This is a genomic window from Superficieibacter sp. HKU1, from assembly GCF_029319185.1.
In the GTDB taxonomy this organism is placed as follows: domain Bacteria; phylum Pseudomonadota; class Gammaproteobacteria; order Enterobacterales; family Enterobacteriaceae; genus Superficieibacter.
On sequence record NZ_CP119754.1, the window covers coordinates 1,152,915 to 1,164,982 of the forward strand.

The 12,068-nt window shown below is 53.6% G+C and carries 10 protein-coding genes and 1 tRNA gene; 9 read left to right on the forward strand and 2 right to left on the reverse strand.

The window, feature by feature from the left end:
- Positions 1–136 precede the first annotated feature (136 nt).
- From dinB to prfH, 3 genes are all read left to right on the forward strand, one after another.
- Complete coding sequence (dinB, locus tag P0H77_RS05540) at positions 137–1,192, forward strand: DNA polymerase IV (RefSeq protein ID WP_276163923.1); 1,056 nt, start codon at positions 137–139, stop codon at positions 1,190–1,192.
- A 211-nt stretch (positions 1,193–1,403) separates the two neighbouring features.
- Positions 1,404–2,543, forward strand: a complete 1,140-nt coding sequence (locus tag P0H77_RS05545) for an RNA ligase RtcB family protein (RefSeq protein WP_276163924.1) — start codon at positions 1,404–1,406, stop codon at positions 2,541–2,543.
- Positions 2,540–3,157 (forward strand): peptide chain release factor H, encoded by a 618-nt coding sequence (gene prfH, locus P0H77_RS05550; protein ID WP_276163925.1) that lies wholly within the window; start codon positions 2,540–2,542, stop codon positions 3,155–3,157. The genes P0H77_RS05545 and prfH overlap by 4 nt, the downstream gene beginning before the upstream one ends.
- Positions 3,158–3,231: 74 nt before the next feature.
- Here prfH and pepD read toward each other — a convergent pair whose 3' ends face one another.
- Positions 3,232–4,689: a cytosol nonspecific dipeptidase gene (pepD, locus tag P0H77_RS05555; protein ID WP_276163926.1), complete on the reverse strand. Its 1,458-nt coding sequence runs from the start codon at positions 4,687–4,689 to the stop codon at positions 3,232–3,234.
- Between the two features lie 256 nt (positions 4,690–4,945).
- Here pepD and gpt point away from each other — a divergent pair, with 256 nt between their 5' ends.
- From gpt to crl, 3 genes are all read left to right on the forward strand, one after another.
- A complete protein-coding gene (gpt, locus tag P0H77_RS05560) occupies positions 4,946–5,404 on the forward strand; it encodes a xanthine phosphoribosyltransferase (protein ID WP_276163927.1) in 459 nt (152 codons plus the stop codon).
- A 100-nt stretch (positions 5,405–5,504) separates the two neighbouring features.
- Positions 5,505–6,749, forward strand: coding sequence for an esterase FrsA (frsA, locus tag P0H77_RS05565; protein WP_276163928.1), 1,245 nt, complete (start codon positions 5,505–5,507; stop codon positions 6,747–6,749).
- A 57-nt stretch (positions 6,750–6,806) separates the two neighbouring features.
- Positions 6,807–7,208, forward strand: coding sequence for a sigma factor-binding protein Crl (gene crl / locus P0H77_RS05570; RefSeq protein WP_276163929.1), 402 nt, complete (start codon positions 6,807–6,809; stop codon positions 7,206–7,208).
- Between the two features lie 73 nt (positions 7,209–7,281).
- Here the strand turns inward: crl and phoE are convergent, their stop codons facing one another.
- Positions 7,282–8,349 (reverse strand): phosphoporin PhoE, encoded by a 1,068-nt coding sequence (gene phoE, locus P0H77_RS05575; protein ID WP_276163930.1) that lies wholly within the window; start codon positions 8,347–8,349, stop codon positions 7,282–7,284.
- A gap of 291 nt (positions 8,350–8,640) precedes the next feature.
- Between phoE and proB the strand changes: the two genes are divergently transcribed.
- From proB to P0H77_RS05590, 3 genes are all read left to right on the forward strand, one after another.
- Complete coding sequence (gene proB, locus P0H77_RS05580) at positions 8,641–9,744, forward strand: glutamate 5-kinase (RefSeq protein WP_176916892.1); 1,104 nt, start codon at positions 8,641–8,643, stop codon at positions 9,742–9,744.
- A 10-nt stretch (positions 9,745–9,754) separates the two neighbouring features.
- Positions 9,755–11,008, forward strand: coding sequence for a glutamate-5-semialdehyde dehydrogenase (gene proA / locus P0H77_RS05585; RefSeq protein WP_276163931.1), 1,254 nt, complete (start codon positions 9,755–9,757; stop codon positions 11,006–11,008).
- A gap of 117 nt (positions 11,009–11,125) precedes the next feature.
- Positions 11,126–11,201: transfer RNA gene (locus P0H77_RS05590), tRNA-Thr, on the forward strand.
- Positions 11,202–12,068 lie beyond the last annotated feature (867 nt).

A 12,068-nucleotide genomic window follows, 5' to 3' on the forward strand; every position in this document is an offset into this window, starting at 1 on the left:
CCAGTTTGCGTTAAACCGTCTTTTTACGGACTTTCAAACGAAACGGCTGACGGATTGCCTGAACAAGAATAAACACGCTTCTCAATAACTTCAATGTCACTGTATACTTATCCAGTGAGTGACGGGGGGGCTTCTCATGCGTAAGATCATACATGTCGATATGGACTGCTTTTTCGCAGCGGTAGAGATGCGCGACAACCCGTCCCTGCGTGATATCCCTATCGCCATTGGCGGCAGCCGTGAGCGGCGCGGCGTGATCAGCACCGCCAACTATCCGGCGCGTAAATTCGGCGTGCGTAGCGCGATGTCGACGGCGATGGCGCTAAAATTATGTCCCCATCTGACGCTATTGCCGGGACGCTTTGAAGCTTACCGTGAAGCCTCTGATCATATCCGCGAAATCTTCTCCCGCTACACGTCGCTGATTGAACCGCTTTCGCTGGATGAAGCCTATCTGGACGTCACTGACAGCCTGCACTGCCACGGCTCCGCGACGTTAATGGCGCAGCAGATCCGCAAGACCATTTCTGATGAACTCAATCTCACCGCCTCAGCCGGTGTTGCACCGATTAAATTCCTCGCCAAAATTGCTTCCGATCTGAATAAACCTGATGGGCAATATGTTATTACGCCGGAAGAGGTGCCGAATTTCATTAAAACGCTGCCGTTAAGTAAAATTCCCGGCGTCGGCAAGGTCTCGGCGGCGAAGCTGGAAAATATGGGGCTGCGGACCTGTGGAGACGTGCAAAATAGCGATCTGGCGCTGCTGCTGAAGCGCTTTGGCAAATTTGGCCGTGTATTATGGGAGCGTAGCCAGGGTATTGATGAACGCACGGTGAATAATGAACGGTTACGTAAATCGGTCGGCGTCGAACGCACGCTGGCAGAGGATATTCACGAATGGCCCGAATGCGAAGCCATTATTGAACGTCTTTATCCGGAACTGGAAAGCCGGCTGGCAAAAGTGAAGCCCGATCTGCTCATTGCCCGTCAGGGGGTTAAACTCAAATTCAATGATTTTCAGCTGACGACCCAGGAGCACGTCTGGCCGCGGCTAAATAAAGAAGATTTAATCGCCACCGCGCGTAAAACCTGGGATGAACGCCGGGGCGGGCGGGGCGTCAGGCTGGTCGGACTGCACGTCACGCTGCTTGACCCGCAGCTTGAGCGTCAGCTGGTGCTGGGATTATAAGTCAGGCCTTTGAGATTTAATAACCATTGCGCAACCCGAATTTCAGTATTACTATACGCGCGTTTTCTACTCTCAATAACTGCAAAGGAGGTTCATCATGACATTTAATTCCCTGAACGCACTTTGCAGACATTTCCAGGATTAATCTCCCTTTATTGCTCTGGATTCGTCTGCCATTTCCTGATTTTTTAATTCATATATGGAATGGTATATGGGCAATTATATTCGTCCTTTATCTGATGCGGTATTTTCCATCGCTTCCGATAACCTGTGGATCGAAGGTTCTGCGATCCAACAATTACACACTACCGCTAAATTAGCGGGCATGACGCGCGTCGTCGGAATGCCCGATTTGCATCCGGGACGTGGCTATCCCATCGGCGCGGCGTTTTTTTCCCGCGGGCGTTTTTACCCGGCGCTGGTGGGCAACGATATCGGCTGCGGAATGGCGCTGTGGCAAACCGATTTACCGGCTCGCAAGTACAACGCTGACAAAACGGAAAAGCGGCTGGCTGAGCTTCCGGATGTGGCGGAAGCGCAGTGGCTGGCGGAAAATGTCCCCGCGGCAATGCAACATCATCCCTGGCATTCCGCGCTGGGATCGATTGGCGGCGGCAATCATTTTGCCGAGCTTCAGCAGATCGATAGCATCGCCGATGCTGACACGTTCGTTCTGTCAGGTTTACAGAAAGCGCAGCTATTACTGCTGGTACACAGCGGTTCACGCGGGCTGGGGCAGGCTATTTTACGCCGCCACGTTGAGGCGTTTTCACATGACGGTTTGCCGCAAGAGAGTGACGATGCACGCCGCTATCTTGATGAGCACAACGATGCGCTGGCCTTTGCCCGCTGCAATCGTGAACTGATTGCCCGGCGGATCCTGCAACAGATCAAAGCAGAGGGCGAACCGCTGTTAGATGTGGCGCATAACTTCGTCGAGCCCTGCACGGTAGCGGGGGAAGCAGGTTGGCTGCATCGCAAAGGCGCTACGCCTGACGGAGAGGGGCTGGTGATCATTCCCGGTTCGCGTGGCGACTATAGCTGGCTGGTAAAACCGGTTGTCAGCGAAGAGAGCCTTTTCTCACTGGCGCACGGCGCGGGGCGTAAGTGGATGCGCACCGAGTGTAAGGGCCGGTTGTCGGCAAAATTTACCCCGCTCCAGCTCAGTCGTACCGACATGGGCAGCCGGGTGATTTGCCGCGATCGCCAGCTGATTTATGAAGAAGCGCCGCAGGCGTATAAATCTGTCGACAGCGTGGTGGATTGTCTGTTTGATGCCGGGCTGATTACGCCGGTTGCCCGCCTGCGCCCGGTGCTGACGTTGAAAACCGCAGGGGAGAAAAGCGTATGATCTTACTGCAACTCTCTTCTGCTCAGGGGCCGGACGAGTGCTGTCTGGCGGTGCAAAAAGCGCTGAATCGTCTGGTGAAAGAGGCCGCCAGTGAGAAGGTCTCGCTGACGCTGCTCGAAACGGAGCCAGGACGCATACCCGATACGCTGCGCTCTGCGCTGGTTTCGCTGGACGGCGCCAAGGCCATGGCGCTCAGCGAACGCTGGTGCGGCACGCTACAGTGGATTTGCGCCAGCCCGTATCGCCCACACCACGGACGCAAAAACTGGTACGTGGGCGCGGCGCGCTTTACCCCACCGGAGCAGGCGTTTTCCTCAGAGATACGTTTTGAAACCCTGCGTTCCTCCGGGCCGGGCGGTCAGCACGTCAATAAAACCGACTCGGCGGTGCGCGCCACGCATATTGCGACGGGGATCAGCGTTAAAGTGCAGTCGGAGCGCAGCCAGCATGCCAACAAGCGGCTGGCCTGTTTACTGATAGCACATAAGCTGGAGCAGCGGCAGCAGGAACAGGGCGCGGAATTAAAATCGCAGCGGCGGATGTTTCATCATCAAATTGAGCGGGGGGATCCTGTGCGAACGTTTAAGGGGATGAATTTTAGCGCGGTATCGTAACGGACATGAACCCGGCAAGCATTTGCCGGGTTCATCATCAAAAAATCCGCGCCTCTGTTATGGCGCGGAGATTATTACTTCTGCGGAATCGCCTTCAGCAGCTCGGTCAGCAGCGTCCAGTACTGGCCCACGCTTTCGATATGTACCTGCTCATCCGGGGAGTGCGGACCGGTAATGGTTGGCCCGATAGACACCATATCCATCTGCGGATACGGCTTCTTGAACAGACCGCATTCCAGACCGGCGTGGATCACCTGAATGTTCGGCGTTTTATTGAACAAGCGCTGGTAGGTTTCACGCACCAGTTGCATTACCGGTGAACTGGCATCCGGCTGCCAGCCGGGATAGCCGCCTTTCGGCTGAGTTTTGGCTCCCGCTAGTTTACCCAGCGATTCCAGCATGCTTACTACGTAGTCTTTACCGCTGTCGATCAGCGAGCGGATCAGGCAGTGGATCTCAACGTTATCGTCGGTCATGGTCACCACGCCCACGTTCAGGGAGGTTTCCACCACGCCTTTCGCCACGTCGGAATTGCGGATCACGCCGTTCGGGGTAGCGTTCAGCAAGTGCACAAAGCTATTGCGAGACGGGGCGTTAAGCGCACCTTTATCGGTGGTAGCGGATTCCAGCACGACGGTCAGATTTTTTTCTTTGATCGACAGTTCGTTTTTCAGGATATCCAGATAAGCGGCAACCTGCGTTTTCAACTGTTCTGCTTTATCGGCAGAGACGGCAACGGTGGCAAAGGCTTCACGCGGGATAGCGTTACGCAACGTGCCGCCGTTAAAATCCACCAGTCGCAGATCCAGTTCAGCCGCGTGGGCCGCGAGGAAGCGTGCCAGCAGTTTGTTGGCGTTGCCCAGACCTAAATGGATATCGCCGCCAGAGTGGCCGCCTTTCAGACCTTTCAACGTCAGTTTAAACGACTGAAAATCGGCCGGGATCGCTTCACGCGTCAGGGTCAGGTTGGAGGTAAAATCGATACCACCCGCGCAGCCCATATAGATTTCACCTTCCTCTTCAGAGTCGGTGTTAATCAGAATATCCGCCTGTAACCAGCCCGCCTGCAGACCAAAAGCACCGTCCATGCCGGTCTCTTCGGTCATGGTCAGCAGAACTTCCAGCGGACCATGTTCAACGCTGTCGTCAGCGAGAACAGCCAGCGCGGAAGCCATACCGATGCCGTTATCCGCCCCCAGCGTGGTGCCGCGCGCTTTAACCCATTCGCCGTCGATATACGGTTGGATCGGATCTGTAGTGAAGTCGTGTACCGTATCGTTGTTTTTCTGCGGCACCATATCCAGATGCGCCTGTAAAACTACCGGTTTACGATTTTCCATACCCGCTGTCGCGGTTTTACGAAGCAGGATATTGCCTACAGCGTCACGATCGACAAACAGACCTTTCTCTTTTGCCCAGCCCATAATGTGCTGCGCGAGTTCTTCTTCATGGTGAGACGGGTGGGGAATGGAACAAATTTTGGCAAAAATATCCCACAGCGGCTGCGGAGATAATTGAGACAGTTCAGACACGATAAGTCTCCTTTCGACTTTCTGCAAAGAGGCTTGCAGGTCAAGGGTTAGCAAAAAAGATCACACGACAAGTCAGGCTTGCGGGATGAGCTTGAGAATACCACTTTATCCGGTTACGACCAGTATTAAGCACGCAAAAACACCCCGCAATGCCGCTTAACACTGGTTTTTAGCGTTTCAGATCTCTATAATCTCGCGCAACCTATTTCCCCCTCGAACACTTTTTAAGCCGTAAAAACAGGCTGGGACACTTCACATGAGCGAAAAATACGTCGTCACCTGGGACATGTTGCAGATTCACGCACGCAAACTGGCCACACGCCTGATGCCGTCAGAACAGTGGAAAGGCATTATTGCCGTTAGCCGTGGGGGTCTGGTTCCTGGCGCGCTGCTGGCGCGTGAACTGGGTATTCGTCATGTAGATACCGTTTGCATTTCCAGCTATGACCACGACAACCAGCGCGAGCTGAAAGTCCTCAAGCGCGCCGAAGGCGATGGCGAAGGTTTCATCGTCATTGACGATCTGGTTGATACCGGCGGCACCGCCGTTGCGATCCGCGAAATGTACCCAAAAGCACATTTCGTCACTATCTTTGCCAAACCGGCTGGTCGTCCGCTGGTGGATGATTACGTTGTTGATATCCCGCAGGATACCTGGATTGAACAGCCGTGGGATATGGGCGTTGTCTTCATTCCGCCTATCTCAGGCCGTTAATTTCCCTGCTTTCAGCGCCCGGTGATACCGGGCGTTGTTCATTTTAGCCTCCAACGCGTTACAATAAGCCTTAATGACGTCATCATGGAGGCTGCGCGCAATGACCCAGGCCAATCTCAGCGAAACCCTGTTTAAACCTCGTTTTAAACATCCTGAAACCTCGACGCTGGTACGTCGGTTTAATCCGGGCGAACAGCCGCTGGTGCAATCCACGCTGGACGGTAAAAACGTTCCACACTGGTATCGCATGGTAAACCGCCTGATGTGGATCTCGCGCGGCGTTGATGCGCGTGAAATTCTTGATGTCCAGTCGCGCATCGTGATGAGCACCGCTGAACGTACCGATCCCAACCTCTATGATACGGTGGTTGGCTATCGCGGCGGCAACTGGATCTATGAATGGTCAAAGCAGGCTATGCTCTGGCAGCAAAAAGCCAGCCAGGAAGAAAATGCGACCCTCTGCGGCCGCCACTGGCTGCATGCTTCTAACCTTTACAGTATTGCAGCCTATCCCCATCTGAAAGGCGATGAACTGGCCGAGCAGGCGCAGGTGCTGGCCAGCCGTGCCTACGAAGAAGCGGCCCAGCGTCTGCCGGGACAGATGCGTGAAATGGAATTCGCCATTCCCGGCGGTTCTCCCGTGACCGGTTTTTTACATATGCCGGAAGGGGAAGGCCCTTTCCCGACCATCCTCATGTGCGGCGGCCTCGACTCGCTGCAATTTGATTATTACAGCCTGTTTGAACGCTATTTTGCGCCGCTGGGCATCGCCATGCTGACGCTGGATATGCCCTCGATCGGCTTCTCTTCAAAATGGAAGCTAACGCAGGATTCCAGCATGCTGCATCAGCAGGTATTAAAGACCCTGCCGAATATCCCGTGGATCGATCATACCCGCGTGGCGTTGTTTGGATTTCGTTTTGGTGCCAACGTGGCGGTGCGGCTGGCCTATCTCGAGTCGCCGCGGCTAAAAGCCGTCGCCTGCCTCGGGCCGGTGGTCCACGCGCTGCTTAACGATCCGCTGCGTCAGGGACGGGTGCCGGAAATGTATCTGGATGTGCTGGCCAGCCGTCTTGGAATGCACGATGCGTCAGACGACGCATTACGTATTGAACTGAACCGCTATTCGCTGAAGACGCAGGGATTACTGGGGCGTCGCTGCCCGACGCCGATGCTGTCCGGCTACTGGCAAAACGATCCGTTCAGTCCGGAAGAGGAGTCTCGTCTCATTGTGTCTTCATCCGCTGACGGCAAGCTGCTGCCCATTGCTTTTAGTCCGGTGTATCGCAACTTTGACAAGGCGTTGAAGGAAATTACCGCCTGGATTAATCATAGATTTGGTTAATAGTTTGCTAATTTCTATTGATTTGGTAAAACAGTTGCATCACAAAAGGAGATAGCAATGACGTTACCGAGTGGACACCCGAAAAGCAGACTGATTAAGAAATTCACGGCGCTGGGCCCTTACATCCGTGAGGAGCAATGTGAAGATACCCGCTTCTTTTTCGATTGCCTGGCAGTTTGCGTCAATGTCAAACCGGCACCTGAAAAGCGTGAGTTCTGGGGATGGTGGATGGAGATGGACGCAGAGGAAAAGCGCTTTACCTATCGCTATCATTTCGGCCTGTTTGATAAAGAGGGTAAGTGGCAGCCCACTGAGATCAAAGATCCTGAAGTCACCGAACGTCTTGAGCATACCTTACGTCAGTTTCATGAAAGAGCGCGCGAACTGCTGAAAACGCTTGAGCTTTCTCTGGAGCCAGCAGAGGGTTTCTCCGAGCAGGTACTTAAGTACCCGGCCTGAGACAGTGATAAACACGGTCATTAAAAAAAGCCCTGTCATGGACAGGGCTTTTTCGTATGAAACTTTAAAGATATCAGAACTGATAGGTCAGGCCAGCGGCCACGATGTCATCGCTGTTGATACCAAGTTTGTTATCGTTATCAAGCTGGTTGATTTTATAATCAACAAAGGCTGACATGTTTTTGTTGAAATAATACGTCGCGCCCACATCGATATATTTCACGATATCTTCGTCACCGACGCCTTCAATATCTTTTCCTTTGGATTGTACATAGCCCAGAGACGGACGCAGACCAGAATCAAACTGATACTGCGCAACCGCTTCAAAATGCTGAGCCTTATTTGCGAAACCGCCGGAAATTGGCGTCATATTGCGGGTTTCGGCATACATGGTTGCCAGATAAATATTATTCGCATCATATTTCAGACCGGTTGCCCAGGCTTCCGCTTTGTCGCCGTGACCGCGGGGTGCCAGCGCCAGATTCTGCTGATCGTCGGTGCGGTCTGAGTTGGTATACGCACCGCTGATAGCGAAATCGCTGCCGCCGAAATCATAGCTCAGTGAGGTGCCGACACCGTCGCCATTCTGTTTTTTAACGTCGCTACGACCTTCGTTTTTACCCTGATACTGGAGGGTCAAATCCAGACCGTCAACAGCGCCGAAAAAGTCGGTATTACGGTAGGTTGCCAGCCCGCTGGAGCGCTTGGTCATAAAGTTATCGGTCTGACCGGACGAGTCGCCGCCGAACTCCGGGAACATATCGGTCCAGGCTTCAACGTCGTACAGGGCACCGAGGTTACGACCGTAATCAATCGAGCCAAACTCGCTGAATTTCAGACCGGCGAAAGCCAGACGTGTTTTCTGCGTGCTGCTGTTGCCTTCTTCTTTGTTGCCGGCAAATTCCGCTTCCCAGCGACCGAAACCGGTCAATTGATCGTTAATTTGCGTTTCACCTTTAAAACCAAAACGCACATAAGTCTGGTCGCCATCTTTGCTGTCATTATCACTGAAGTAGTGCATAGCTTTTACTTTGCCATACACGTCAAGTTTATTGCTGTTCTTATTATAAACTTCAGCCGCATGTGCCGCAGAGGAAGCGACAACACCCATTACCACTAATGCCAGAATACTTTTTTTCATTTTTAACCCTGCTTCTTTGAAAGACGCGCTAATAAATATCGGGCGACTGCCCCGTTGAAAACATGAAGGGTTTTAACGTTTGCGGATGAAAGATTTATGACAGTTTCAGATTATTTCTAAAATATTCATTTTAATTATGTTTGTAATCTGAATGTAAACATCAGCCGCTACGCTTGCTGATCCTGCGCAACAAAATGTCATGCCTGATGTCGCGAGAGTTGGCAAGCGCTCTCACTCCTGTTACAACATTTGCCTGATATCCATTTATGATTTGTATAACGGCAGAAAATGATGAGTGACAGCCAGACGCTGGTGGTAAAACTGGGCACCAGTGTATTAACGGGCGGATCGCGCCGCCTCAATCGGGCCCATATTGTTGAGCTGGTACGCCAGTGCGCGCAGTTACATGCCGCCGGGCACCGTATCGTTATCGTAACCTCTGGCGCGATCGCTGCCGGACGCGAGCACCTCGGCTATCCGGAGCTTCCGGCCACCATCGCCTCCAAACAGCTGCTGGCCGCCGTCGGGCAGAGCCGCCTGATCCAGCTCTGGGAACAACTTTTCTCCATCTATGGCATTCATATCGGGCAGATGCTGCTGACCCGCGCTGATATGGAAGACAGAGAGCGTTTCCTCAACGCACGCGACACCCTTCGTGCGCTGCTGGATAACAATATTGTGCCGGTCATCAATGAGAATGACGCGGTGGCGACCACCGAAATCAAAGTAGGCGATAACGACAATCTCTCGGCGCTGGCGGCGATCCTCGCCGGTGCGGATAAACTGCTGCTACTGACCGATCAGCAGGGGCTTTTTACCGCCGATCCGCGCAGCAACCCTGACGCTGAACTGATTAAAGATGTTTACAGCATCGACGACGCCCTGCGCGCCATCGCCGGCGACAGCGTTTCGGGGCTCGGAACCGGCGGCATGGGCACCAAACTTCAGGCCGCTGATGTCGCCTGCCGGGCTGGTATTGATACTATCATTGCCGCTGGCAGCCGCCCCGGCGTAATTGGCGACGTGATGGAAAACCTCTCCGTCGGCACGCGGTTTCACGCCCAGGAATCTCCGCTGGAGAACCGTAAGCGCTGGATCTTCGGCGCGCCGCCCGCCGGTGAAATCACCGTTGATGAGGGCGCCACCTCCGCCATTCTGGAGCGCGGTAGCTCATTACTTCCTAAAGGCATTAAAAGCGTGACAGGAAACTTCTCCCGTGGTGAAGTGATCCGTATCCGTAGTCTCGATGGTCGCGACATTGCCCACGGCGTCAGCCGCTACAACAGCGATGCGCTGCGACGTATCGCCGGGCATCACTCTCAACAAATTGACGCTATTCTCGGCTATGAATATGGCCCGGTGGCGGTTCATCGCGACGATATGATCACCCGTTAAGGAGCGAAGTATGCTGGAACAAATGGGTAAGGCGGCCAAAGCGGCCTCTTACCAGCTGGCGCTGCTCGGCAGTAAAGAGAAAAACCGCGTTCTGGAAAAAATTGCTGATTATCTGGAAGCGGAAGCGCAGCAAATTCTGACGGCTAACGAGCAGGATCTGCTGGAAGCGCGCCGTAACGGCCTCAGTGACGCGATGCTCGATCGCCTGGCGCTGAACCCGGCCCGTCTGAGCGCGATGGCCAACGATGTCCGTCAGGTCTGCCAGCTGGCCGATCCGGTCGGGCAGGTGATCGATGGCGGCCTGCTGGATAGCGGCCTGCGTCTCGAACGCCGCCGCGTGCCGCTGGGCGTCATCGGCGTTATTTATGAAGCGCGTCCTAACGTGACGGTGGACGTTGCCTCCCTGTGCCTGAAAACCGGCAACGCCGCGATTCTGCGTGGCGGGAAAGAGACCTGGCGCACCAATGCCGCAACAGTAAAAGTGATCCAGCAGGCGCTGGAAGAATGCGGCCTGCCCGCAGGCGCGGTACAGGCGATTGAAAGCCCGGATCGCGCGCTGGTAAGTGAACTGCTGCGCATGGATAAGTACATCGACATGCTGATCCCGCGGGGCGGGGCAGGGCTGCACAAGCTGTGCCGTGAGCAGTCGACGATCCCGGTGATCACCGGCGGGATTGGCGTCTGCCATATCTTTGTCGATGATTCCGCAGAGATCGCGCCAGCCCTCGACATCCTTGTGAATGCAAAAACCCAGCGCCCGAGTACCTGCAACACGGTAGAAACGCTGCTGGTGCATCAGGGGATCGCGGCGCGTTTTCTGCCTGCGCTGAGCGAGCGGATGGCGGAACGCGGCGTTACGCTCCACGCCGACGCTAACGCGCTGGAAGCGTTACTGGCAGGCCCGGCGCAGGTTGTTGCGGTAAAAGCAGACGAGTATGACAACGAGTATTTGTCGCTGGATTTAAGCGTCAAAATCGTCACGGATTTGGATGACGCTATTGATCATATCCGTCAGCACGGCACGCAGCACTCTGACGCCATTCTGACGCGCACCCTGCGTAACGCCCATCGTTTCGTCAATGAAGTTGATTCTTCCGCCGTTTATGTCAACGCCTCCACCCGCTTCACCGACGGCGGCCAGTTTGGTCTCGGCGCAGAAGTGGCGGTCAGCACGCAAAAACTGCACGCGCGCGGGCCGATGGGGCTGGAAGCACTGACCACTTACAAGTGGATTGGCTACGGCGACGATACCATTCGTGCTTAAATGGCGCCGGGTGATGCAAAAATAGTCGGTTGATTCATAAGACCATTGACGCATCGCCCGGTAAGTTTTAACCTTCTACCCCGTGATTTGCCGCTGGCAAGTCACCCCCTTCTCAGGGCCGATATAGCTCAGTTGGTAGAGCAGCGCATTCGTAATGCGAAGGTCGGAGGTTCGACTCCTCTTATCGGCACCAGTTAAATCTACTCGTCATAGTGCTTTTAAGTAAATCCCATTCTCCTTAATGATTAATACAGCACTTATATACCGCGAGTTTGGGAAACCTGAATACGCTCTTCATTCTGGAACGTTCAGAGCAGCACCTGCGTGTGAAGATGTTGTACTCCCCGGTGAATGCATCTGATGTAATCCCCATTTCAGGAGCATACCGACATCGGATCGTATTACCCTTATACGGTGAGGGCCCCTGGCAAAGTTATACTAATTGCTTTCCTGAAATGGCGGTGCAGGTGCCCGATGATATTGATGATTTCAGTAATAGCGGCTGGCAGCGTGAATTCAGCGATATCCAAGGGCTACTCAGAAAAAGTGAGCTAAATAGGTATCAGCTTTATCCGTTGGCTCAATAGCGGGAGGCGATTAACAGTTACAATAAGACCGGACGCTTACTGAAACCTGTACTGATGCTAAATAAACAACCCGCACCTCTTTTGCCAGCGCTTAACATGTCACTTTAACGCGACACCATTAACTCACTGGCATTACAGGAATTAATCTTCCCCAGAGACCAGCGACACCTGCAAACCGTTATGGTCGGCGGTCATATTAAGCATAGTCAGTGTCAGCCTGACCAAACTAATCAGAATAAGTAAAAATAGTAATGAAGGCATCAGGACTAATAAAGCATACTGCAAAACACGAATATATTGCCTGTCACCCGGTGTTTTCCGTCGTACTTTGCCCCTGTTCATATGCGCTTTCACCAAGCTTCTTTAAAAATTAATCTTATGTAAAGCCCTCGCATAATCTCTTCTCTGAAAAGCAAATTCCACAATGTTACGCTACGCTTTGCCAATGCAACCTGTCGACAAGTAAGTAGCCG

Coding starts and splice junctions, on each gene's coding strand:
- dinB (WP_276163923.1), top strand. CDS start 137: ATGCGTAAGATCATACATGTCGATATGGACTGCTTTTTCGCAGCGGTA.
- P0H77_RS05545 (WP_276163924.1), top strand. CDS start 1,404: ATGGGCAATTATATTCGTCCTTTATCTGATGCGGTATTTTCCATCGCT.
- prfH (WP_276163925.1), top strand. CDS start 2,540: ATGATCTTACTGCAACTCTCTTCTGCTCAGGGGCCGGACGAGTGCTGT.
- gpt (WP_276163927.1), top strand. CDS start 4,946: ATGAGCGAAAAATACGTCGTCACCTGGGACATGTTGCAGATTCACGCA.
- frsA (WP_276163928.1), top strand. CDS start 5,505: ATGACCCAGGCCAATCTCAGCGAAACCCTGTTTAAACCTCGTTTTAAA.
- crl (WP_276163929.1), top strand. CDS start 6,807: ATGACGTTACCGAGTGGACACCCGAAAAGCAGACTGATTAAGAAATTC.
- phoE (WP_276163930.1), bottom strand. CDS start 8,349: ATGAAAAAAAGTATTCTGGCATTAGTGGTAATGGGTGTTGTCGCTTCC.
- proB (WP_176916892.1), top strand. CDS start 8,641: ATGAGTGACAGCCAGACGCTGGTGGTAAAACTGGGCACCAGTGTATTA.
- proA (WP_276163931.1), top strand. CDS start 9,755: ATGCTGGAACAAATGGGTAAGGCGGCCAAAGCGGCCTCTTACCAGCTG.